Genomic DNA, 23,242 nt, shown 5'->3' with positions numbered 1-23,242 from the left:
TTCTTGGCCGAAAATGTTCGCCCGGCCCTGAGTGATCCCGCCCGCCCCGTCCGTATCCCTCCCCACAAGGCCGATTCATGGCATGGTCCCGGGCGCTCTCCGGTGATCCGCGCTATCGACCCGGGAGTTGGAGTGCGCAAGGATGCCGCCGTGGCAGACCGGACGACACCTGACGAGGTGCTCATGCGAGCCCTCTACGACGAACACGCGGGCCCGCTTCTCGCCTTCGTCCTGCGACTGGTGGCGGGCGACCGGCATCGCGCGGAGGACGTGGTGCAGGAGACGCTGGTGCGCGCCTGGCGCAACGCCGAGCAACTGCAGGCGGCGACCGGCTCCATCCGGCCGTGGCTGGTGACCGTCGCCCGGCGGATCGTCATCGACGGCCACCGCAGCCGTCAGGCCCGGCCCCAGGAGGTCGATCCGACGCCCCTGGAGACCATGCCGGCGGCCGATGTGATCGACCGGGCGCTGCGCACGATGACGATCTCCGAGGCGCTGAGCGATCTGAGCCCGGCCCATCGGGAAGCGCTCGTCGAGACGTACTTCAAGGAGCGTACGGTCAGCGAGGCGGCGCAGGCGCTGCGCGTTCCGGCGGGGACCGTACGGTCCCGGGTCTTCTACGCGCTGCGCTCCCTGAAGCTCTCGCTGGAAGAACGAGGAGTGACGGAGTGACCCCGCCCACGCAGCCGGACCGGCACACCGACGTCGGCGCCTACGCGCTGGGCGTCCTGGACGCGGTCGACGCGGACCGGTTCGAGCGGCATCTGGCCGGCTGCGACCGCTGCGCGGCCGAACTCGAGGAACTGCTCGCGATCTCCCCGCTGCTGGCCGAGTTCAAGGAGACCGCGCCCACGCCCGGGACGATCACCGCCGTACCGGGACCCGGCGTCCTGGACGGGCTGCTCGACGAGGTGGCGGCCGCCCGGCGCGGCCGCGGCCGGCGCCGGCTGTATCTCGTCGCCGCGGCCGCCGCACTGATCATCGCCGGACCGCTCGCCACCTTCGCCCTGACCGGCGCGGGACCGAAGGAGCGGCCCGCCGCGCCGCCGCTCGCCAGTGCCGTCCGCGCGCAGTACGCCGCGGGCGAGAAGGTGACCGCCGTCGATCCCGTCACCAAGGTCTCGGCGGGCGTCTCCATGGCCGCCAAGCCGTGGGGAACCCAGGTCGTCCTCCAGCTCGCGGGCGTCAAGGGGCCGCTCACCTGCGACCTGGTCGCCGTCGGCAAGGACGGCAGCCGCCAGACCGTCACCACCTGGGCGGTCCCCAAGGGCGGGTACGGCATCAAGGGCAGCGCCGGCAAATGGAACAGCGAGCCGCTGTTCGCCGCGGGCGGGGCGGCCCTCAACCGCGGCGACATCGACCGCTTCGAAATCCGTACGCTCAACGGCGACCGGCTGGCCGGCGTGGACGTCTGAGACCGGCCCGGACTCCCGCCGGCCCGTCCGCGGGGGCGCCGGGCGGGGCGTGCCGACGGTGAGCGGACAGGGTCCCGGAGCGATCCGGGACCCTCATCTGCCAGGACCTGGACTTCTGCCGAAGTTAACGTCTAGGTCAACATCCGACCGGACACGCCCATTTTTGTCCGTATGGCCAGATGCGTACGGTGCCCCGTTCGCGTACGGTTGACGGCTGCCCTACGCACAGCAGAAGGGGGCCTGGGTGGCCGCGCAGAACGCCACGCACGCGCCGGATCACGCATCGGACGCCGTCCATCACGCAGCGGATTCCGTACGCGACCGCGAGATCGAGGCCGAGCAGACGCATCTCGACAGCGTCTACCGGCGCCTTGAGGAGAAGATCCACGAGGCGGAGTTCCTGATGGACGACGCCGCCAAACGCGGCCAGGTCGGCACGCCCGGCGCGCTCGCCGAACGCGACGCCCAGGTCTTCCAGGCCGGCGTCCATCTCCACCGCCTGAACTCCGAGTACGAGGACTTCCTCTTCGGCCGGATCGACCTGCTCCCCGGCAAGGACGGCAAGAAGGGCCCGGACGGCGCGTACACCTCCGTCGAGCCCGCCGACGGCGCCATCGTGGACAACCGGGCCGAGATCGCCGAGACGCTGCACATCGGCCGCCTCGGCGTGCTCGACGCCGACTACACCCCGCTGGTCATCGACTGGCGGGCGCCGGCCGCCGCGCCCTTCTACCGCGCCACCCCGGTCGCCCCCGGCCGGGTCGTGCGCCGCCGCGTCATCCGCTCCAAGGGCCGCAAGGTCCTCGGCGTCGAGGACGACCTGATGCGCCCGGAGATCACCGCCACCCTGGACGGCGCCGAGCTGCCCGCGATCGGCGACGGCGCGCTGATGGCCGCCCTCGGCCGGGCCCGCAGCCACACCATGCGCGACATCGTCGCGTCCATCCAGGCCGAGCAGGACATGGTCATCCGCGCCCCCGCCGCCTCCGTCACCGAGGTCGAGGGCGGCCCCGGCACCGGCAAGACCGCGGTGGCGCTGCACCGCGCCGCCTACCTCCTCTACCAGGACCGCCGTCGCTACGCCGGCGGCATCCTGGTCGTCTCCCCGACCCCGCTGCTGGTCGCCTACACCGAAGGCGTACTGCCCTCGCTCGGCGAGGAGGGCCAGGTCGCCATCCGGGCGCTGGGCTCCCTGGTGGACGGCGCCGAGGCCACCGCGTACGACCCGCCGGCCGTCTCCCGCATCAAGGGCTCCGCGCGCATGCAGAAGCTGCTGCGCAAGGCCGCCCGCGGCGCGCTGGACCAGCCGCGGGATCCGCAGCGGGACACCACCCGGCTGCGCGTCGTCGCCTTCGGCGGGCGCCTGGAGCTGACCGCCGACGAGCTGCGCAACATCCGGCTGGCCGCGCTCGGCGGGACCGCCCCGGTCAACCTGCTGCGCCCGCGCGCCCGCCGGCTGATCCTCGACGCGCTGTGGACGCAGTCGGGCGCCGCCCGCCGCTACACGGACCCCGAGCTGGCCGCCGAGGTCCGCCAGGGCTTCGACGAGGACCTGAGCACCGAGCCGGACTTCCAGGAATTCCTGGACGCCTGGTGGCCCGAGCTCACCCCGCGCGGGGTGCTCGCCGCGATGGCCGACGAGCGCCTGCTGGGCCGCTGGGCCCGCCGGATCCTCAACCCGCGCGAGGCGCGCCAGCTGGCCCGCTCGCTGCGCCGGGTGGGCCCGGACGGCCGCGGCCCGCTGTCGGTGCACGATGTCGCGCTGCTGGACGAGCTCCAGCAGATCCTGGGCGCCCCGGCGCGCCCGGCCCGTCCGCGCGAGGCCGACCCGCTGGACCATCTGACCGGTCTGGAGGAGCTGTCGACCTTTGCGGACCGCAACTCCGGCGGCCGCAGCCGGCGCGAGCGCCTGGAGGAGGAACGCACCGACTACGCCCATGTCATCGTCGACGAGGCGCAGGACCTGACGCCGATGCAGTGGCGCATGGTCGGCCGCCGCGGCCGGCACGCCACCTGGACGGTGGTCGGCGACCCGGCGCAGTCGTCCTGGTCCGACCCGGACGAGGCCGCCCTCGCCCGCGACGAGGCCCTCGGTACCCGCCCGCGCCGCCGCTTCACGCTCACCGTGAACTACCGCAACCCGGCGGAGATCGCCGAGCTGGCGGCCAAGGTGCTGGCGCTGGCGATGCCCGGCATGCGCTCGCCGAACGCGGTCCGCTCGACGGGCCTGGAGCCGCGGTTCGCGCTGACGTCACCCGATGGTCCCGGCGGCCCCGGCGCTCCCGGCGCCGCCGCCGACGAGGAACTGGCGCGGGCCACGGCGGCCGAGGCCGCGCGGCTGCTGGACGAGGTGGACGGCACGGTCGGCGTCGTGGTGGCCATGAACCGCCGCGAGCAGGCCCGCCGCTGGCTGGCCGGGCTCGGCGACCGCGTGGTGGCGCTGGGCTCGCTGGAGGCCAAGGGGCTGGAGTACGACGCGACCCTGGTGGTCTCGCCCGCCGAGATCGCCGATGAGTCCCCGGCCGGGCTGCGGGTGCTCTACGTCGCACTGACCCGCGCCACCCAGCAGCTGACGGTGCTCTCCACCGGACGCGACGAGCCGGACGCGGCGGGGGTGCCCGACCTGCTGCGCGACTGACCGCCGTCGTACGGCGGCGCCCGCCGCCGCCGTACGGGGGAGGGGACCGGCCGCCGTACGAGGGGTCTTGAAAATCGGCTGCCCATGACGGGATTCGCTTCCCGGGATGGTTTGTTAGCCTGGGTGACGGCACCGGCTCGATCCAAGCCCCCGGGCCCAACCATCGTCGCTACGAGCGACCACTTGCCGCGAGGCGAGCATGGCGGGTCGGTGTCATTAAGCAGTCTGCGGGCGTCTCTCCTCCGGGAGGGGCGCCCGCAGTCGTTTCGCCGCCGTGGGCGCGGCGGCCGCCCGGTCCTTGCCGGAAATCGCCTTGCCGTGATCGGGGAGGGGGGTTCCGCTCACCCGTGCTCTCTCGTATGGTGGAAATGTCTTTCCGAATTTTGTAGCTGGTTACCGTGTACCGGCTGGTAGGTGGGACGATCGGACAACGCGCTCCGTACTTGGGCATCCCCGGGTCACGGAGCCGCATAGAGAGAAAACCAGGGAAAGCAGAGGAAGTCGGCCATGGCAACGGCGCCCAGCGTCTCGTACTCGATGACGGTTCGGCTGGAGGTCCCGGCCAGCGGGACCGCGGTCAGCCAGCTCACCACGGCCGTGGAGTCCTCCGGCGGGTCGGTCATCGGCCTCGACGTGACCGCATCCGGCCACGAAAAGCTCCGGATCGACGTCACCATCGCCGCCACGTCCACCGCGCACGCGGACGAGATCGTCTCCCAGCTGCGCGAGATCGTCGGCGTCACGCTCGGCAAGGTCTCCGACCGTACGTTCCTGATGCACCTCGGCGGCAAGATCGAGATGTCGTCCAAGCACCCCATCCGCAGCCGCGACGACCTCTCGATGATCTACACCCCCGGCGTCGCCCGGGTCTGCCAGGCGATCGCCGACAACCCCGAGGACGCCCGCCGCCTGACCATCAAGCGCAACAGCGTCGCGGTCGTCACCGACGGCTCCGCCGTCCTCGGCCTCGGCAACATCGGCCCCAAGGCCGCCCTGCCCGTCATGGAGGGCAAGGCGGCCCTCTTCAAGCGCTTCGCGGGCATCGACGCCTGGCCGCTGTGCCTGGACACCCAGGACACCGACGCCATCGTCGAGATCGTCAAGGCCATCGCCCCCGGCTTCGCGGGCATCAACCTCGAGGACATCTCCGCCCCCCGCTGCTTCGAGATCGAGGCCCGGCTGCGCGAGGCCCTGGACATCCCCGTCTTCCACGACGACCAGCACGGCACCGCCATCGTCGTCCTCGCCGCCCTCACCAACGCGCTGCGCGTCGTCGGCAAGAAGATCGAGGACGTACGGGTCGTGATGTCCGGCGCGGGCGCCGCCGGTACGGCCATCCTCAAGCTGCTGATCGCGGCCGGCGTCCAGCACGCCGTCGTCGCCGACATCCACGGTGTGGTGCACGCCGGCCGCACCGACCTGGTCGACGCCGACCCGGACTCGCCGCTGCGCTGGATCGCCGACAACACCAACCCCGAGGGCGTCACCGGCACCCTCAAGGAGGCCGTGGTCGGCGCGGACGTCTTCATCGGCGTCTCCGCCCCCAACGTCCTGGACGGCGACGACGTCGCGAAGATGGCCGAGGGCGCGATCGTGTTCGCACTCGCCAACCCCGACCCCGAGGTCGACCCGGCCATCGCTCGGCAGACCGCCGCCGTCGTGGCCACCGGCCGCTCCGACTTCCCCAACCAGATCAACAACGTTCTGGTCTTCCCCGGCGTCTTCCGCGGCCTGCTCGACGCGCAGTCCCGCACGGTCAACACCGAGATGATGCTGGCCGCGGCCGGCGCCCTCGCCGACGTCGTCCTCGACGACGAGGTCAACCCGAACTACATCATCCCCAGCGTCTTCAACGACAAGGTTGCGGGCGCGGTGGCCGGTGCGGTAAGGGAAGCGGCCAAGGCCGCCGACCCCGATGTGACGGCCGCCACGGCCCTCTGAGTCCGGCGCGTCGCGTGACACGCCCTCCGTAGGCCCCCCATAGGCTGGCGGTCAGCAAATGACCGCCTCCCTGTGGGGCCGGCCCGGAGCGGCGCGCTACGGAACGTCACCATGACGAGGCAGTGGGGCTTTCGTGTGACTCTCCAGGGTTCCGGATTGGCTTTAGTCCCGCAGGTAGGGGCAGGATGCGTAATCGGGCGCGAGGGTCTGGCAGCAGACCCGGGTCCGGGGACTGTCCGAGGGCCCTGGCAGCATCGGCTTCGCTGTGCCTGATACGCGGCTCTGCCGCAGGGCACGCCCATTGGCAAGAAGAACACGGGAGTACAAACATGAACCGCAGTGAGCTGGTGGCCGCTCTGGCCGATCGCGCCGAGGTGACCCGCAAGGACGCCGACGCCGTTCTGGCCGCCCTCGCCGAGGTGACGGGCGAGATCGTCGCCAAGGGCGACGAGAAGGTCACCATCCCCGGCTTCCTCACCTTCGAGCGCACCCACCGTGCCGCTCGCACCGCGCGCAACCCGCAGACCGGCGACCCGATCCAGATCCCGGCCGGCTACAGCGTGAAGGTCTCCGCGGGCTCCAAGCTCAAGGAAGCCGCCAAGGGTAAGTAAGTCCCTCGGCAGCACCGCACGAAGCCATAAAGGGCGGCCATCCCATCGGGGTGGCTGCCCTTTTGGCTGCGGTGGCCGGCCGCCGCGGCCGCGTCACGCCCTCCTGCGGACCGGGCCGGCCGGCTGGGCACCGGCCGTAGGGGCCCTGTGGCCCGTTCTGGGGCGCTGCCTCAAACGGCCGGGGTGAACGGGAAGTCCGACAGGTCAATGTCCTCCAGAGAGGCCACCACGGCCGTACGGGGACCCGGCACGACGCCCGGCACGGTCGGTACGGCCAGCAGCCGGCAGCCCGCGGCCAGGGCGGCGGCCGCGCCGGTGGGGGTGTCCTCGACGGCCAGGCAGTGCGCGGGATCGACGCCGAGGCGGGCCGCCGCGGCCAGATAGGGGTCCGGGTGCGGCTTGCCGCGCGGCGTCTCGCCCGAGGTCACCGACAGCGCGAAGCGATGCGCGCCGAGGGTGCGCAGCACCAGGTCGGCCACATGCCGCTCGGAGGCGGTGACCAGCGCGGCCGGTATGCCCAGCGCGTGCGCCCGGTCCAGCAGCCGCAGGGCGCCCGGCTGCACGGTGACGCCGGCCGCGACCCGAGCGGTGAAGTCCCGGTCCAGGCGGGCGGCGGTCCGCCGGACACCGAGGGCGACGCCGTGCTCGCGCACCAGGCGCTCGGCGGCATCGTCCACCGGCGCACCGGCGAACGCCGCCAGCACCTCGTCCGAGGCCGCCACACCCTGTTCCCGCAGGAAGTCGGCCACGGCCGCCAGCCATTGGTGTTCGGTGTCGACGAGGGTGCCGTCCATGTCACAGAGAAGGGCGGCGGGGAGCGCGGGGGCGGGGAGAGGGGACATGCAGGCTCACTGTTCGGTCGGGCCGGCTCGGCGGCTCGGGCGGGGCGGGCAGGGCGAGTTCGGGTCCCGGGTCCGGGATGGCTCCGGGGCGGGTGGAGGGGAGGGGGGAGGAGAGGGGACGGAAGCCAAGCTTCCCTCCGCCGGTTCCCTCCGCCGGTTCCCTCCGCCGGTTCCCTCCGCCAAGGTGCATTCCGCCAAGGCGCATTCCGCCAAGGCGCATTCCGCCAAGGCGCATTCCGCCAAGGCTCGTTCCCCGTTCCCCGTTCCCCGTTCCCCGTTCCCCGTTTCTCCGTTTCCGCGTTCCCAGATCCCCGTTCCCAGTCCCCGCCGCTGTCCCGGGAATACCGCCCCGCGCCCCCGAGTTGTGGCCCCGCAGGGGGCCCTCGCAACCCTTACGGGGTCTGTTCGACCACCCCGTAAGGGACCGGGCATGGGGACGGTGACGCACCGTCAGCCGACGGGCGGGCGGACGGCGGTCGTCCGAGTTTCGACCGGGCGGGCCTCGGCGATCGTCGTCGTGCGGCGTACGCGCAGGGGCGGGCAATCCCCAGCGCACTCGCAACTCCCGGCACACACGCCACAGGAGGCGAGGAACGCCTGGACGACGCGTTCGTTGCCGTGCGGCAACTCCTCGCCCGCGTCGGCCGCCCGGTCCGCGTACCTCGCGCGCTCCCGCCACGCTCTGGAGGGCGGTCCCGCCGATCCCGCGCCCGCCCTCGTCAGTGGCGCGGCCCTCTGCCCGGCGACGACGCCCGGCGGACGCACGGTCGCCCGCACATGGCTGTGGGCCGGGCCCCCAACGGTGGCCCGGCCCACAAGCGCGGCCTCGGTGTGTTGCGCGGCCTCAGCCCGCCACACGGGCGGGCTCGGCCCGCGGTGTCCCGTTCGGCAGTTCCACATGGGCGCCCAGCTCGACGAGCTTCTCCATGAAGTTCTCGTAGCCGCGGTTGATCAGGTCGATGCCGTGCACCCGGGAGGTGCCCTGCGCCGCCAGCGCCGCGATCAGATAGGAGAAGCCGCCGCGCAGGTCGGGGATGACCAGGTCGGAGCCCTGGAGCTTGGTGGGCCCGGAGACGACCGCGGAGTGCAGGAAGTTGCGCTGCCCGAAGCGGCAGGCGGAGCCGCCCAGGCACTCGCGGTAGAGCTGGATGTGCGCGCCCATCTGGTTGAGCGCGGAGGTGAAGCCGAGCCGGGACTCGTACACCGTCTCGTGCACGATCGACAGGCCCGACGCCTGGGTCAGGGCGACGACCAGCGGCTGCTGCCAGTCGGTCTGGAAACCGGGGTGGACGTCGGTCTCCAGGGCGATGGCGTTGAGCGAGCCGCCCGGGTGCCAGAAGCGGATGCCCTCGTCACCGATCTCGAAGGCGCCGCCGACCCTGCGGAAGGTGTTCAGGAAGGTCATCATCGACCGCTGCTGCGCGCCGCGGACGAAGATGTTGCCCTCGGTGGCCAGCGCAGCGGACGCCCAGGAGGCGGCCTCCAGGCGGTCCGGGAGGGCGCGGTGGTTGTAGCCGTCGAGCTTGTCGACACCGGTGATCCGGATCGTCCGGTCGGTGTCCATGGAGATGATCGCGCCCATCTTCTGCAGTACGCAGATGAGGTCCTCGATCTCCGGCTCCACGGCGGCGTTCGACAGCTCGGTGACGCCCTCGGCCAGGACGGCGGTCAGCAGCACCTGCTCGGTCGAGCCGACCGACGGGTACGGCAGCCGGATCTTGGTGCCGCGCAGTCGCTGCGGGGCCTCCAGGTACTGCCCGTCGTCGCGCTTCTCGATCGTCGCGCCGAACTGGCGCAGCACGTCGAAGTGGAAGTCCACCGGGCGGCCGCCGATGTCGCAGCCGCCCAGGCCCGGGATGAAGGCGTGGCCGAGGCGGTGCAGCAGCGGGCCGCAGAACAGGATCGGGATCCGCGAGGAGCCGGCGTGTGCGTCGATGTCCGCGACGTTGGCGCTCTCCACGTGCGACGGGTCGAGGATCAGCTCGCCGGCTTCGTCACCCGGGCGGACCGTGACGCCGTGCAGCTGCAGCAGCCCGCGCACGACGCGGACGTCGCGGATGTCGGGCACATTGCGCAGCCGGCTCGGGCCGCTGCCCAGGAGGGCGGCGACCATGGCCTTCGGTACGAGGTTCTTCGCACCGCGGACCCGGATCTCGCCCTCGAGCGGGGTGCCGCCGTGGACAAGCAGTACGTCGTCAGTAGAGACGGTCATGGATCTCGCGTTCCTGGAGACGGGCAGGGCCAAGCAGAAATGGTAAGGGCGCGGGAGGGCGGGTCCGTAGGGCCGTGCACCGATTAGGCATGTAATGGCTTTGTCACAACACGCTCCGCTACGATCCGGCTTTGATTCGTAATCGCCTTTTGGCCGAAAATGCCGCCGAATGTCTCGAATGAGTCATCTGCTCTTCGCCCCGTGCGCCGGTGCTGCCGCCGTACGCCCTGCCCTGCTCTTGCACCGCTCGGGCCGTTGACTCCCCGCTTCGGGCCGAAGTGCGGGATCATGTGCCCATGACCGAGGTGTCCTCGCTCACAGGGCGGCTGCTCGTCGCCACACCCGCGCTCGCCGACCCCAACTTCGACCGCGCGGTCGTACTGCTCCTCGACCACGACGAGGAGGGTTCCCTCGGCGTTGTCCTGAACCGCCCCACGCCGGTCGGCGTGGCGGACATCCTCGCACCCTGGGCCGCGCTCGCCGGCGAGCCGGGGGTGGTCTTCCAGGGCGGCCCGGTCTCGCTGGACTCGGCGCTCGGCGTCGCGGTGGTGCCCGGCGGGCCGTCCAGTGAGGGCGGCGTCGCCTCCGCGCAGAGCGGTGCGCGGGCCGGCGGCGGCGATACGGAGGTCGGGGGCGCGGCCGCCGCGGATACGGACGACCTGCCGCCGGGCGACGAGCCCCTGGGATGGCGCCGGGTGCACGGCGCGATCGGCCTGGTCGACCTGGAGGCCCCGCCGGAGCTGCTCGCCGCCGTCCTCGGCAGCCTGCGGATCTTCGCCGGGTATGCGGGCTGGGGCCCCGGCCAGCTGGAGGACGAGCTGGTGGAGGGCGCGTGGTACGTCGTCGAGTCCGAGCCGGGCGATGTCTCCTCGCCCGATCCGGAGCAGCTGTGGCGCGCGGTGCTGCGGCGGCAGCGCAATGAACTGGCGATGGTCGCCACGTATCCGGACGACCCCTCGCTGAACTGACCCCGTCCCGGGCCCGGCCCGCCGGTCCGCGCCTTCCTCGCCGGAGGGGGCGCCGCCGGGGTGCGCCGGAGGGGGAGTCCCGGAGGCTTGTTACGGGTTCGTCATGGGGAATTGTCAGACCCCGTCGCTATGGTTCGGGATACAGGGGACGGTGCGCGGGCGCGAGGGCGCGGCCGCGCGGAGACGAACGGGGGAGCGCCATGCACAGGCCGAGCCTGCCCGAGGATCTGGACCACCCGGAGCGGCTGTGGGCGCGCGCCGCGACGCTGTCCGTGGTGGCGGCGGCCATGGACGACTGGGACGACTTCTCCTGGGGACCGCTGGGCCTGGAGTGCTCGAACGGCGGCGGTGCCTACTGGTGGCGGCTGAAGCTGTACGACGGCGGCCGCGCCCTGCTGTGCGGCCAGGACTCGGACGGCAGCTACACCCACAGCGGCAAGCGGCAGATCGACTTCCTGGCCGGCGGTCCGCAGTGGCTGCCCTGGGAGCAGATGCGCTACGACGCCGAGGGCAATCTCTTCGGCTTCGTCTACTGGTGGCAGGACGGCGCCTGGGCCCGCGCCCCGTACCCTGAGACGATGCCGGACGACGGCCTGGAGATGGCCCTGAGCTGGGCCGGGACGGGTGACGACGCGATCGAGCGGATCGTCGAGGACCTGGTGGCCGTCACGGAGACCGAGGTCGATCCGGCGGCCGCGGTCCGCGCGTTCATAGCGGCCGCAGAGGCCCGTACGGTCGGCGCGGCGGACATCACCGCGCTGCTGGACGCGGTCTGCGATCAGGATTCCTGGTACGAGGTGCGCCCGAAGGCGGCGCTGGCGTTCGCCGTGGAACTGGGCCTGACGGCCGAGGACCGGGGCGGGGTGCCGGTCGCCTCGTAGGCCGCGGGCGTGGCCCCGTACGCGCTTCCCGGGCGGAGGCCCGCGTGGCGGCCCTCGGGCTTGTCCTCCATACGGGGACAGGCCGACGCTCCCGGGTTGCGGCGGGCGTGGGTACCCTTGGCAGTTATGAGCACTCTTGAGCCCGAGCGCGGGGCAGGTACGGGGACCCTCGTAGAGCCGACACCGCAGGTGTCGCACGGCGACGGCGACCACGAGCGCTTCGCCCACTACGTCCAGAAGGACAAGATCATGGCGAGCGCGCTCGACGGCACGCCCGTCGTCGCGCTGTGCGGCAAGGTCTGGGTGCCGGGGCGCGACCCCAAGAAGTACCCGGTCTGCCCGATGTGCAAGGAGATCTTCGAGTCCATGGGCGCCGGTGGCGACAAGGACAAGGGCGGCAAGGACGGCGGCAAGAAGTAGCCGCCCCGCTCCCGCGGGTTTGCCCTACGGCTTCGGTACGCGCATCCGCGCATACCGGAGCCGTAGGCGTCTTCGCCGTGGCAGGTTCGGTGCATGACCCACAGAGCCACGCCACACAGCGCCGTGCCGCACCGAGCCATCCCCCGGACGGCCCAGCCGGCCCACCCGGCGCATACGGACCTGCTTCCGGCGCCGCGTCGCCTGAGCTGGTTGCCCCCCACCCAGGGGCTCTTCGCCCTCGACCACGAGACGCTGCTCGATGCGCGGCCCGGCACCGAGGGCGCGGCACGCTGGCTGCGGTCCACGATCGGCGCGGCCACCGGTCTCCCGCTCGCGCCGGGCGCGGACGACGACAACCGCATCGTGCTCGCCATCGACCGGGATCTGGCGCCCGAGGGCTACCGCATCACCGTGGACGGCCATGCGGTCCGTATCGACGGCGGCGGCGCGGCCGGAGTCTTCTGGGGCGCGGGGACCTTCCGGCAGTTGCTCGGGCCCGAGGCATTCCGCAGGGCGCCGGTCGTGGAGCGGGACGAGTGGCACCTGCCGATGGTCGTCGTCGAGGACGAACCGCGCTTCGCCTGGCGCGGCATGATGCTCGACGTCGCCCGCCACTTCCTGCCCAAGGACGGCGTGCTGCGCTACCTCGACCTGCTCGCCGCCCACAAGCTCAACGTCCTGCACCTCCACCTCACCGATGACCAGGGCTGGCGCATCGAGATCCGGCGCTACCCGAAGCTGACCGGGACCGGCGCCTGGCGCGAGCGCACCAAGCTCGGCCACCGCGCCTCACCCCTCTGGGACGACCGCCCGCACGGCGGCTACTACACCCAGGACGACCTCCGCGAGATCGTCGCCTACGCCGCCGCGCGGCATATCACCGTCATCCCCGAGATCGATATCCCCGGGCACTCGCAGGCCGCCATCGCGGCGTATCCGGAACTCGGCAACGCCGACGTCATCGACACCACCTCCCTGAAGGTCTGGGACACCTGGGGCGTCAATCCCAACGTACTTGCCCCCACTGACAACACCCTGCGCTTCTACGAGCACGTGCTGGAGGAGGTCCTGGACCTCTTCCCCTCGCCGTTCGTCCACATCGGCGGGGACGAGTGCCCCAAGGACCAGTGGCGGGCCTCGGCCACCGCCCGGGCCCGCATCGCCGAACTCGGCCTGGACGGCGAGGACGGGCTGCAGAGCTGGTTCATCCGGCACTTCGACCGCTGGCTCGCCGACCGCGGCAGGCGGCTGATCGGGTGGGACGAAATCCTCGAGGGCGGCCTGGCCGAGGGGGCGGCCGTCTCCTCCTGGCGCGGCTACGCGGGCGGGATCGCCGCCGCCCGGGCCGGCCACGACGTCGTCATGTGCCCCGAGCAGCAGGTGTACCTGGACCACCGTCAGCACGCTCACCCAGACGAGCCGGTGCCGATCGGATACGTCCGCACCCTGGAGGACGTCTACCGCTTCGAGCCGGTGCCGCCGGAGCTGACGAAGGAGCAGGCCGCCCGCGTCCTGGGCACCCAGGCCAACGTCTGGACCGAGGTCATGGACAGTCAGCAGCGCCTCGACTACCAGGTCTTTCCCCGGCTCGCGGCGTTCGCCGAGGTCGCCTGGGCGCGGCTGCCGCGGCCCGCCGACCGCGACTACCAGGACTTCACCCGCCGGATGGCCGCTCATTACGCCCGCCTCGACGCCCTCGGCGTCGACTACCGCCCGCCCGGCGGCCCGCATCCCTGGCAGCGCCGCCCCGGTGTGCTCGGACGCCCGATCGACGGGGCGCCCCCAAACGTGTGAGCCCGTGCGCAAGGAGGTGTTCGCGCGGCCGGAGCCTGGGACGGTGGTTGCCCGCACCGCCGTACGGGCGATGAGCGCCCGCAAAAACGGCGCCCCGTACCCCGTGTGCCGCCCGCCCGTAGCCCCCACAAGCGGCGGACGAATCGGACCAGCCCACCGCATGGGGACGGAACGCCGCTTCGCGGACCCTCTCGCCGTGGGGCCGGGAAGATGTGCCAGAGTTGCCACGTCCGGGCCGTGAGCACGTACCGTACGGCGGAGCGGAACTGCCGGGACACCGGGGAAGGGGCAGCTGGCTTGACCACCCACGCACCGCAGGCGTCACCAACGGTGACATTGCCGGCCTCGCTCGACGAGGCGGTGGCGGCGCTCACCGCCATGCCCGCCGCCGTTCCGGTCGCGGGCGGCACGGACCTCATGGCGGCCGTCAACGCCGGACTCCTCAGACCCGCAGCCCTGGTGGGCCTCGGCCGGATCAGCGAGATCCGCGGCTGGCAGTACCAGGACGGCCATGCGCTGCTCGGCGCCGGCCTCACCCTCGCCCGTATGGGGCGCCCCGACTTCGCCGCGCTGATCCCCGGCCTGGCCGCCGCGGCCCGCGCCGCCGGCCCCCCGCAGATCCGCAACGCCGGGACGCTCGGCGGCAATATCGTCACCTCCGCACCCACCGGCGACACCCTGCCCGTGCTCGCCGCCCTCGAAGCGACCGTGATCATCGCCGGACCGGGCGGTGCGCGCCGCGAGATCCCCGTCAGCCACCTCCTGGCGGGCCGGGAGATGCTGCATCCCGGTGAACTCGTCGGCTTCGTACGGGTGCCGCTGCTGCACGCCCCGCAGACCTTCCTCAAGGCCACCGGCCGTACGGGCCCCGGGCGCGCCACCGCCTCGGTGTCGCTGGTCCTGGACCCGGCCCGGCGCGGCGTGCGCTGCGCCGTGGGCGCGGTCGCCGCGATGCCGCTGCGCCCCCTGGAGGCCGAGGAGTGGGTGGCCTCGCTCATCGACTGGGACGGCGAACGCGGCCTGGTGCCCGAGGCCCTGACGGCCTTCGGCGACTACGTGGCAGCCGCATGCATTCCCGACCCGGCGCCGCCGCAGGACGGTTCGGAACCCGTGACCCTGCCGCCCGCCGCGCTGCACCTGCGCCGTACGGTGGCAGCCCTGGCCCGCCGCGCACTTGGGAGGGCGCTCTCGTGAGCGAAGAAAACCACACCCCGCAGCAGCCGCACCCCGACCAGGGCTGGCAACCACTCCCGCAGGGCGGCGAGTACGAGTCGGAGGCCACCGCCTTCGTCCAGCTCCCGGAGGGCTTCACCACCGGCGTCTACGGCGGTGTGCCCGGCCGCTACGGAAACGGCTACGGCAACCCGGGCGCCGACCCGCTCGCCGCGCCCGGCCACGGCTACACCCCGCCCTCCTCGTTCACCCAGCACGAGGCCGCGCCGCCGGTCCCGGACGCGGGCACCGACCCGGCGTCGACCGGCCAGTGGACGATGCCGTTCGCGGACCCGTCGGCGGGATACGTCGACCCGTCCGCCGGATACCCGGCGCACTCGGGCCACTCGGGCCACCCCGGCCACCAGGATTCCGCCGCGATCTATCAGGGCGGCGCGCCCTCGGCGGCGCAGCCGTGGAGCGGCGACCAGGTGGACTGGCCGGTCGCGGGCAGCGCGGAGGCCGCCGGAGCGTGGTCGGTCCCGGCCGCGGCGGACGACGGCCTGGAGGAGTCCGGCGAGTATCTGGTCGGCGATGACGGCCTCACGGGCTACCACGGGCTGCAGGGGCAGGCCGGGCACCACCCGGAGCCCGGCGACGCCGCCGCTTACCAAGGCGGCTACCAGGACACCTACGGCGGCCCCGAGGCCCCGGCGGACCCCGGCGAAACCGGCCGCACCGGCCACTGGAACTTCGCGGCCGGACTGAGCGCCACGACCGGCGTGCCCGGACATGGCGAGACCGCCGCCGACGACCGGTTCCGCGCCCCCGCCGACGATCCGTACGGCGCGGCGGACGGCCCGGCGGACGGTCGTACGGAAGGCCTGCCCGGCGGCGGCGAAGCGGTTGACGGCGACCCGTACGGGACGGGCGCGGGCCGGATGGACGCCCCGGCCGCCGGCGCGACCGGTCACTGGTCGCTGCCCGCCGATGCGCTCGCCCAGTGGCCGCCCGCGCAGCAGGAAGCGGCTCCCCGCCCGGAGGCGGCGGCGCCGAGCATAGGTGCCGGTTCCGGTGGCGACCGGTGGGCGGTCCCGGCCGCCGAAGGGGAACAGCCCGACCACTCCGGGGAATTCGCGGCCGGCCCGCCGACCGCTCCCGCCGCGGGAACCGGCACCGGGGACGCGTACGGGGCCTACGAGCCGTACGGGGCGTACGAGGAGCACCGGGCGGCGGCCGGCGACGACCGCCTCGCCGGCCCGGACCAGCGGGCGCCCGGGGAGGCCGACGCGAGTGCCGCGACGGAGCCGGCGCCGGCGCTCGGCGCGGTGACGGCCGAGCACGAGGGCGCCGCCGCGCCCGCCCCGTCACCTGCCGAAGACCACGACGCGCATCACGACGCGCATCACGACGCGCACCTTGAGGCGGCCGGCACGGCCGCTCCCGGCGAAGTGGCCGAACCGGCCGAACCGGCCGAACCGGTGGGCCCCACCGAGCCCACCGAACTCACGGGCGTCCCCACCGACCCCACCGCCCCCGCCCACCTGACCGCACCCGTCCACGACACTCCCGTCCACGACACCCCCGCCCCCGACGCCGCCGGAACCCCCGACGAGCACCCCCACGACGAGCACCCCGCCGCCTCCTACGTCCTGCGCGTGAACGGCACCGACCGCCCCGTCACGGACTCCTGGATCGGCGAGTCGCTGCTCTACGTGCTGCGCGAGCGGCTCGGCCTCGCCGGGGCCAAGGACGGCTGCTCACAGGGCGAGTGCGGGGCCTGTTCCGTCCAGGTGGACGGGCGGCTCGTGGCCTCCTGCCTGGTGCCGGCCGCCACCACGGCGGGCAGCGAGGTCCGTACCGTCGAGGGGCTCGCGCAGGACGGCGTCCCCTCCGACGTGCAGCGGGCGCTGGCCGCGTCCGGCGCCGTGCAGTGCGGCTTCTGCATCCCGGGCATGGCGATGACCGTGCACGATCTCCTGGAGGGCAACCACGCCCCCAGCGAACTGGAGACCCGTAAGGCGCTGTGCGGCAACCTCTGCCGCTGTTCCGGCTACCGCGGCGTGCTGGACGCCGTCGACGACGTCGTCAAGGCCCGCGCGGAGGCCGCCGAGGCCGCGCACGCCGCTGCGGAGACCCCGCCGGACGCCCCGCAGGACAAGCCTCGGATCCCTCACCAGGCGGGCCCCTCGGACCCCACCGGCCACGCCCCGCACAACCAGGATTCTCCCGGCCACCCTCCCCAGCAGGGACCGGGCGTCGATCCGCAGACGGGAGGCGCCGCATGAGCAAGCGCAGCAGGGGCGTCCCCCCGGCCGAAGTCCTCCGGCTGCTGCCGGGAGGTGCCCCCAGGGGGAGAGTCATGGAGAGGTGCGCGCCGAGCGAGCGCGAGGCCGGGCGGAGCGAGGTTTCGGCATGAGTGGCACGACAGACGGCGCCGGCGCCGCGACCGCGACCCCCACGGCGAGCGTCCCGGTCCCGCCGGTGGAGCCGCCGCCGCGCGGCCTGGGCGTCTCGCTGCAGCCCGCGGACGCGCCGGCCAAGACCCAGGGCACCTTCCCGTACGCCGCCGACCTGTGGGCCGAGGGGCTGTTGTGGGCCGCGGTGCTGCGCTCGCCGCACCCCCGCGCGCGGATCCTGTCGATCGACACCAAGCACGCGGCCGAGATGCCGGGCGTCCGCGCCGTCGTCACCCATGAGGACGTCCCGGGCGACGCGGGGCACGGCCGGGGCGTCGCCGACCGCCCGGTCTTCGCCAAGGACGAGGTCCGCCACCACGGCGAGCCGATCGCCGCGGTGGCCGCCGACCACCCCGACACCGCCCGTCTGGCCGCCGCCGCCATCGCCGTCGAGTACGAGCTCATGGACGCGGTCACCGACCCGCAGCTGGCCTTCGAGGCCGAGCCGCTGCACCCCGACGGCAACCTCATCCGGCACATCCCGCTCCGCTTCGGCGACGCCGAGGCGGTCGGCGAGGTGATGGTCGAGGGCCTCTACCGGATCGGCCGCCAGGACCCGGCCCCCATCGGGGCCGAGGCCGGACTCGCGGTGCCGCGCCCCGATGGCGGCGTGGAGATCTACACGGCCTCCACCGACCCGCACACCGACCGCGATCTGGCCGCCGCCTCCTTCGGCCTCGACCCGGACCGCGTCAAGGTGGTGGTGACCGGCGTCCCCGGTGCCACCGCCGACCGCGAGGACCCCGGCATCCAGCTCTCGCTCGGCCTGCTGGCGCTGCGTACGGGCTGCCCGGTCAAGCTCGCCGCCACCCGCGAGGAGTCCTTCCTCGCGCACGCCCACCGCCACCCCACGCTGCTGCGCTACCGCCACCACGCCGACGCCGACGGCAAGCTCGTCAAGGTGGAGGCGCAGATCCTGATGGACGCCGGCGCCTACGCGGACACCTCCGCCGAGGCCCTGGCCGCCGCCGTCTCCTTCTCCTGCGGCCCCTACGTCGTCCCGCACGCCGTGATCGAGGGCTGGGCGGTACGCACCAACAACCCGCCGTCCGGCCATATGCGCGGCGAGGGCGCGATGCAGGTGTGCGCGGCCTACGAGGGCCAGATGGACAAGCTGGCCGCCCAACTGGGGCTGGAACCGGACGAGATCCGGATGCGCAATGTGATGGCCACCGGCGATCTGCTGCCCACCGGCCAGACCGTCACCTGCCCGGCCCCGGTCGCCGAGCTCCTGCACGCCGTCAAGGACGCGCCACTGCCCGAGCTGCCCAAGGACGCGCCCGAAGCGGAATGGCTGCTGCCGGGCGGCCCCGAGGGCGCGGGCGAGCCGGGCGCGGTACGCCGCGGCGTCGGCTACGCGCTGGGCATGGTCCACATGCTCGGCGCCGAGGGCACCGACGAGGTCTCCACCGCCACCGTCAAGGTCAGCGGCTCGGTCGCCACCGTCATCTGCGCCGCCGTCGAGACCGGTTCCGGCTTCTCCACCCTGGCGCGCCAGATCGTCCAGGAGACCCTCGGGGTCGACGAGGTCCATGTCGCGGGCGTCGACACCGACCAGCCCCCGGCCGGACCCGCCTGCCACGGCCGGCACACCTGGGTCTCCGGCGGCGCCGTCGAACGCGCCGCCAAGATGGTCCGTACGCAGCTCCTGCAGCCGCTGGCCCACAAGTTCGGCATGTCCACCGAGCTGCTCAGCATCACCGACGGCAAGATCACCTCGTACGACGGGGTGCTCAGCACGACCGTCGCGGAGGCGCTGGACGGCAAGGAACTGTGGGCCACCGCCCAGTGCCGGCCGCACCCGACCGAGCCGCTGGACGAGAGCGGACGGGGCGATGCGTTCGTCGGCCTGGCGTTCTGCGCCATCCGCTGCGTCGCCGACGTGGACATCGAGCTGGGCACCATCCGGGTCGTCGAGATGACCGTCGCCCAGGACGTGGGCCGGGTGCTCAACCCGCGTCAGCTGCGGGCCCGTATCGAGGCCGGCGTCACCCAGGGCCTGGGCGCCGCCCTGATGGAGAACCTGCGCACCACCCGCGGTCAGGTCCGCCACCCCGACCTGACCGGCTACGCGCTGCCGACCGCGCTCGACGCCCCCGACATCCGCATCGTCGAACTCGTCGAGGAACGCGATGTGGTCGCGCCCTTCGGCGCCAAGCCCGCCAGCGCCGTCCCGGTCGTCACCTCCCCGGCCGCCGTCGCCTCCGCCGTCCGCGCGGCCACCGGCCGCCCCATCGGCCGCCTCCCGATCCGCCCGCAGGCGGCGGTGGCACAGGCCGTGCAGATGTAGCCCGGGAGGGCGCCCCGTTGTTTTGCCGCCGCCCGCCCCCGCCGGGGGCGGGCGGTAACCACTGGCGGGCCGATCTTCCCGACTTTGCACAGAGGCCTCTCGGCATCCCGGGGGCATACAATGCAATCCGGGTTTCCCATGATTCTGCGCGGCGTTCGAGGTCCGCCTCCGCGGGAGCGCCCCGGCCCGTACACCGGCCGTCACGGATTGCGTTGCGGGTATTTCGGGTGAGGCAATTCAGGTGAGGCGATTCGGGTGAGGTATTTCGGGTGAGGTAATTCTGCCTACGCCCTCATCGGCTGATTTACCTCTTGATTACCTGAAGTCGAAGATTGACCCTTGACCCATGCTCTGCGTGGGGTCGTCGATACCCGTTTGCTAAGTATTCAGAGGTGCGGCTCCAGACCAGGGGGCGGAGGCATTGCGCGCACCTGTTGCCGATTCTTCCCGCTATTTTACGTCACGCCCTGCTCATGGCCGGCTGCCTTCGATCGCACGCGGGCAACATCGCAAGCACTGTGCGGAAAGGGGAATCCCGTGAGAGGGAAAATCGCACTGAGTTTCGCCGCGGCAGCTGCGCTGGCCGGAGGGGTGTCCGCTATCTCTGCCGCACCCGCCTCCGCCGCCCCGGAACAGAGTTGTCGGGTGACAGGAAATACATTGACGGGCTCGAACTTCGCCCCCAATGGGTCGTTCACAGTTTCTCCCGGCGGGGCGGCTGCGCGTTCTTCCGCCAATGGCAGCCTGACGACCACGGTTTCGGGTACGGGTCCGTTCTCCGTAGGCCCTGTGGCCTGCACCGGTGGGGCGTCCTCGGCGTCGTCCGGCAGTGGCGGAGCCGCTGCTGCGGTAGCCGCCGGAGCGAGCGCAGCACAAGCGGCGAGGAGCAAAGGCGCCTCCCCGGCGGCGGCGAAGGCGCAGGGTGTAGCAGCATCACAGGCCAAGGCGGCAAGCCTCGGCCTTTCGCAGACAGTGATTAACCAAGTTACCAATCAGACGAATGCCACTTTGAATCAGATTATCAATTCTCCTGGTTCAAGCATTACCAGCGCCACGGGCCTGTCGTCCGCCAGTTCCGGCTCCCAGACCACGCCCGCCAGCACAGGTGGCACGCCAACCACGCCGACCACACCAACTACCCCGACGACGCCGACGACACCAACTACGCCGACGACGCCGACGACACCAACTACGCCGACGACGCCGACCACACCGACGACGCCGACCACACCAACTACGCCAACCACGCCAACGACGCCGACTGGGCCTTCCGGTACGAGCACCACGCCGACTATGCCTTCCGGTACGGGCACCACGTCGACCATGCCTGTCAGTACAGGCACCACGCCCACCACGCCCACCACCACGGGCACCACACCCACCACCACGGGCACCGCGACCACTACGCCCGCCACCGTGGTCAAACCGGCCGGCGAGTAACTCGCTCGGAAACCGAGACGCACGAGACGAAGGGCAATGGGCCGGTCCCCTTTGGGAAGACCGGCCCATCAGCCACTCGCTCCAGGCCGGAGCAATGGAGGCCGTGGCGGGATTCGAACCCACGTAACTCGCTTTGCAGGTTTGTCCGTGCTGGTCAGAGCGTGATCCGCAGTCGTTCAGCCTTGTTCATCCCCGTACTCCCGTCCGTGGCGTGAACCCTCGTGAACGGCATCGAACGGCGGTGAATGAGACGGAAACTGAGACGGTGCCGAGGTCACTGACCAGGCAAGTCAGTCCGCCCTAAGCACGCGGCTTGGGGCTCGATGCCAGAGCGTCGGCCACAGTGGTCATGTCGGTGACCACTGCATTGGCCCCCGCCTCAGCCAAGGCGACGCCCTTGTGCGACTTGTTGGCGAAGCCGATGGACATTGCTCCAGCGGCACGAGCAGCTTCGACGTCTGTCACTGAGTCCCCGATGAGTGTGCAGTTGTGGGGGTGTACGCGAAGTTGTGCGGCGGCGAGCAGCAGCGAGTGGGGGTCGGGCTTCATCAGATCCGGCCGGTAGGCGGCGCGTCCAATGACCTCATGTACCAGGTGGCGAAGGCCGTGCAGCATCAGGAACGCTCGTACGCAGGCAGTGGAATTGTTGCTGACAATGGCGACCTTTCGCCCGGATGAGTGCGCCGCTTCGAGAGCGGCGACCGCGCCGGGGACGGGCGGCCCCGCGACCTTGACCGCCGACACTTCGGCTTTGGTCAGTGATTCTTCGATTGCCCGGATGACTGGCTCGCCGCCTTGGTCCGCAAGACGCAGGATCTCCATTGGGTCGTCGACACCATGCGCCTTGCCGCCAAGCGTCGCGTCGTGCTGGGTGACAACCTCCGTGAGTTCCCGCGCGACACCGGGGGCGGGCCGCCCCGCGAATACGTCGCAGATCGGCCCGTCGAAGTCGAACAGGACGCCGTTGGTGGCTCCGGCGATCTCGGCGAGCTTGCTACTTCCCATCAGGGTCGACGTCCCTTCCGATGGTGTTCCAGACGCTGTCAAACCACATGCGGGCCTGCTCGACCTGCTGAGCCCCACTCGACGACTCCCCCTCGTTCACGGAGTAGTGGAACAACGTGGCGTCCGCTCCCACCAGGTCGTAGATCTCTATGGCCTCTCCCTCAGCCACCACCTTGTTGGGCCGGATGGGGTAGTACCCGAAGAATGCGTCTTCCTTGTTGATCACGTACAGCTTGAAGAATTGCGTGCCGCCGTGGACCCTCACGCTCACGTTGGTTTCCGCCACCAGCCCGAGAACGCTTAGCTCGTGGATGGAGTTGGTGATGCTTCGGGTGAAGCCGACCATCATCTCGTGCATGCGACGGCGTAGGCGCGGGTCGTCCGCCCCGTCTTCGCGACGCACGGGCGCCGCGTGGGGCACCGACATGTCCGGCACCAGGATGCGGATGTCGATGCTCGACGGTGTCAGCCGGCCGACGCGGATCTTGTCGATGGGCTCCTGAAGCGCACTGTGCAGTGTCTCGCTGGAGAACCCGGCGAAGTCGATCGAGACCTCCGAGCTGGCAAACGCCTGCTCAACGTATGGGCGGAGACCGGCCGGCCGTTCGGTGCGGTTGCGGACGTACACGCCGCTGCCCTTGCGGGATACGACGAGGCCTTCGTCTTCCAGGTCACGGAGCGCCCGCTGGATCGTGGCGCGGGCGAATCCGTACAGCTCGGTCAGCTTGTTGTGCGACGGGAGCTTAGCCCCGGGGCCTAGCTTCCTGGTCCGAATGGCGGCGCCAAGACTGCTCGCCACCTGCTCATACGGCGGCCGGTCGTCGTCCGGATCCAGAGGTTCGGGCGTGAAAGTCATGCCCCTGATGCTACGTCCTCCCCCCTTGATCAGGACAGCCAGGCTAGTCAGGTGTTGACGTGACTAGCCAGGCTGGCTACGTTGTACTCATCCCAACCAGGCTAGCCAAGTTGGTCAGGATGGGGCGGCCTTGTTTGGCCTGCACAAACGCGTGATCTGCGTCGCCCGGACGGCCCCGTGACACGGGTCGAAAGGAAGCGGTCGTTGCTTGAGAACTGAACAGCGTGCGGGCCTCTGAGCCGTCTCCCCCATAAGTGACGGCCGCGCGGATGCGAGATCGCGCACCACTTCAGCCCTTTCGCAGCGCGTCACGCGCTG

17 protein-coding genes are annotated in these 23,242 nt (G+C 72.0%); 12 read left to right on the top strand and 5 right to left on the bottom strand.

Translation table 11 applies throughout. From position 1 onward, the window contains the following. Positions 1–132: 132 nt before the first annotated feature. From ACIRPT_RS37525 to ACIRPT_RS37505, 5 genes are all read left to right on the top strand, one after another. Complete coding sequence (locus tag ACIRPT_RS37525; protein ID WP_403510606.1) at positions 133–672, top strand: sigma-70 family RNA polymerase sigma factor; 540 nt, start codon at positions 133–135, stop codon at positions 670–672. Then, positions 669–1,415 (top strand): anti-sigma factor family protein, encoded by a 747-nt coding sequence (locus ACIRPT_RS37520; RefSeq protein ID WP_403835793.1) that lies wholly within the window; start codon positions 669–671, stop codon positions 1,413–1,415. Before ACIRPT_RS37525 ends, ACIRPT_RS37520 begins: the two co-directional genes overlap by 4 nt. Positions 1,416–1,659: 244 nt before the next feature. Further along, entirely contained in the window at positions 1,660–4,053 is a 2,394-nt protein-coding gene (locus ACIRPT_RS37515; RefSeq protein ID WP_403835791.1) for a HelD family protein, read from the top strand. A gap of 507 nt (positions 4,054–4,560) precedes the next feature. Further along, entirely contained in the window at positions 4,561–5,994 is a 1,434-nt protein-coding gene (locus ACIRPT_RS37510) for an NAD-dependent malic enzyme (protein WP_403510614.1), read from the top strand. A 329-nt stretch (positions 5,995–6,323) separates the two neighbouring features. Further along, the gene (locus tag ACIRPT_RS37505; protein ID WP_030069353.1) at positions 6,324–6,605 is read left to right on the top strand and encodes an HU family DNA-binding protein; all 282 of its coding nucleotides are present in this window, start codon (positions 6,324–6,326) and stop codon (positions 6,603–6,605) included. A gap of 170 nt (positions 6,606–6,775) precedes the next feature. Here ACIRPT_RS37505 and ACIRPT_RS37500 read toward each other — a convergent pair whose 3' ends face one another. Further along, the gene (locus tag ACIRPT_RS37500) at positions 6,776–7,447 is read right to left on the bottom strand and encodes an HAD family hydrolase (RefSeq protein ID WP_403835789.1); all 672 of its coding nucleotides are present in this window, start codon (positions 7,445–7,447) and stop codon (positions 6,776–6,778) included. A gap of 844 nt (positions 7,448–8,291) precedes the next feature. After that, a complete protein-coding gene (gene murA / locus ACIRPT_RS37495; protein ID WP_403510620.1) occupies positions 8,292–9,659 on the bottom strand; it encodes a UDP-N-acetylglucosamine 1-carboxyvinyltransferase in 1,368 nt (455 codons plus the stop codon). 296 nt (positions 9,660–9,955) lie between these two features. Between murA and ACIRPT_RS37490 the strand changes: the two genes are divergently transcribed. The 7 genes from ACIRPT_RS37490 to ACIRPT_RS37460 all read left to right on the top strand — a co-directional run bounded on the left by ACIRPT_RS37490 (position 9,956) and on the right by ACIRPT_RS37460 (position 19,623). Then, entirely contained in the window at positions 9,956–10,627 is a 672-nt protein-coding gene (locus ACIRPT_RS37490) for a YqgE/AlgH family protein (RefSeq protein WP_403510623.1), read from the top strand. Between the two features lie 200 nt (positions 10,628–10,827). Continuing rightward, the gene (locus ACIRPT_RS37485; protein ID WP_403510626.1) at positions 10,828–11,508 is read left to right on the top strand and encodes a hypothetical protein; all 681 of its coding nucleotides are present in this window, start codon (positions 10,828–10,830) and stop codon (positions 11,506–11,508) included. A 126-nt stretch (positions 11,509–11,634) separates the two neighbouring features. Continuing rightward, positions 11,635–11,928, top strand: a complete 294-nt coding sequence (locus ACIRPT_RS37480) for a DUF3039 domain-containing protein (protein WP_026169910.1) — start codon at positions 11,635–11,637, stop codon at positions 11,926–11,928. A 93-nt stretch (positions 11,929–12,021) separates the two neighbouring features. After that, entirely contained in the window at positions 12,022–13,722 is a 1,701-nt protein-coding gene (locus ACIRPT_RS37475; RefSeq protein WP_403835785.1) for a beta-N-acetylhexosaminidase, read from the top strand. Between the two features lie 297 nt (positions 13,723–14,019). Next, positions 14,020–14,916, top strand: coding sequence for an FAD binding domain-containing protein (locus ACIRPT_RS37470; protein WP_403510631.1), 897 nt, complete (start codon positions 14,020–14,022; stop codon positions 14,914–14,916). Further along, positions 14,913–17,162 (top strand): 2Fe-2S iron-sulfur cluster-binding protein, encoded by a 2,250-nt coding sequence (locus ACIRPT_RS37465; RefSeq protein ID WP_403835782.1) that lies wholly within the window; start codon positions 14,913–14,915, stop codon positions 17,160–17,162. The genes ACIRPT_RS37470 and ACIRPT_RS37465 overlap by 4 nt, the downstream gene beginning before the upstream one ends. A gap of 127 nt (positions 17,163–17,289) precedes the next feature. Then, positions 17,290–19,623: a xanthine dehydrogenase family protein molybdopterin-binding subunit gene (locus ACIRPT_RS37460; RefSeq protein WP_403510637.1), complete on the top strand. Its 2,334-nt coding sequence runs from the start codon at positions 17,290–17,292 to the stop codon at positions 19,621–19,623. A gap of 1,013 nt (positions 19,624–20,636) precedes the next feature. Here the strand turns inward: ACIRPT_RS37460 and ACIRPT_RS37455 are convergent. From ACIRPT_RS37455 to ACIRPT_RS37445, 3 genes are all read right to left on the bottom strand, one after another. Next, complete coding sequence (locus ACIRPT_RS37455; RefSeq protein ID WP_403835779.1) at positions 20,637–20,948, bottom strand: hypothetical protein; 312 nt, start codon at positions 20,946–20,948, stop codon at positions 20,637–20,639. A 415-nt stretch (positions 20,949–21,363) separates the two neighbouring features. Continuing rightward, the gene (locus ACIRPT_RS37450) at positions 21,364–22,068 is read right to left on the bottom strand and encodes an HAD family hydrolase (protein ID WP_403835776.1); all 705 of its coding nucleotides are present in this window, start codon (positions 22,066–22,068) and stop codon (positions 21,364–21,366) included. Further along, a complete protein-coding gene (locus ACIRPT_RS37445) occupies positions 22,058–22,924 on the bottom strand; it encodes a winged helix-turn-helix domain-containing protein (RefSeq protein ID WP_403835774.1) in 867 nt (288 codons plus the stop codon). The genes ACIRPT_RS37450 and ACIRPT_RS37445 overlap by 11 nt, the downstream gene beginning before the upstream one ends. Positions 22,925–23,242 lie beyond the last annotated feature (318 nt).

It is taken from the genome of Streptomyces sp. NPDC101227 (genome assembly GCF_044767545.1).
GTDB lineage: Bacteria > Actinomycetota > Actinomycetes > Streptomycetales > Streptomycetaceae > Streptomyces.
This window is presented reverse-complemented; position numbering and strand designations above follow the sequence as displayed.

Coding starts and splice junctions, on each gene's coding strand:
- ACIRPT_RS37450 (WP_403835776.1), bottom strand. CDS start 22,068: ATGGGAAGTAGCAAGCTCGCCGAGATCGCCGGAGCCACCAACGGCGTC.
- ACIRPT_RS37480 (WP_026169910.1), top strand. CDS start 11,635: ATGAGCACTCTTGAGCCCGAGCGCGGGGCAGGTACGGGGACCCTCGTA.
- murA (WP_403510620.1), bottom strand. CDS start 9,659: ATGACCGTCTCTACTGACGACGTACTGCTTGTCCACGGCGGCACCCCG.
- ACIRPT_RS37505 (WP_030069353.1), top strand. CDS start 6,324: ATGAACCGCAGTGAGCTGGTGGCCGCTCTGGCCGATCGCGCCGAGGTG.
- ACIRPT_RS37510 (WP_403510614.1), top strand. CDS start 4,561: ATGGCAACGGCGCCCAGCGTCTCGTACTCGATGACGGTTCGGCTGGAG.
- ACIRPT_RS37445 (WP_403835774.1), bottom strand. CDS start 22,924: ATGACTTTCACGCCCGAACCTCTGGATCCGGACGACGACCGGCCGCCG.
- ACIRPT_RS37485 (WP_403510626.1), top strand. CDS start 10,828: ATGCACAGGCCGAGCCTGCCCGAGGATCTGGACCACCCGGAGCGGCTG.
- ACIRPT_RS37490 (WP_403510623.1), top strand. CDS start 9,956: ATGACCGAGGTGTCCTCGCTCACAGGGCGGCTGCTCGTCGCCACACCC.
- ACIRPT_RS37475 (WP_403835785.1), top strand. CDS start 12,022: ATGACCCACAGAGCCACGCCACACAGCGCCGTGCCGCACCGAGCCATC.
- ACIRPT_RS37500 (WP_403835789.1), bottom strand. CDS start 7,447: ATGTCCCCTCTCCCCGCCCCCGCGCTCCCCGCCGCCCTTCTCTGTGAC.
- ACIRPT_RS37455 (WP_403835779.1), bottom strand. CDS start 20,948: ATGGTCGACGTGGTGCCCGTACCGGAAGGCATAGTCGGCGTGGTGCTC.
- ACIRPT_RS37460 (WP_403510637.1), top strand. CDS start 17,290: ATGAGTGGCACGACAGACGGCGCCGGCGCCGCGACCGCGACCCCCACG.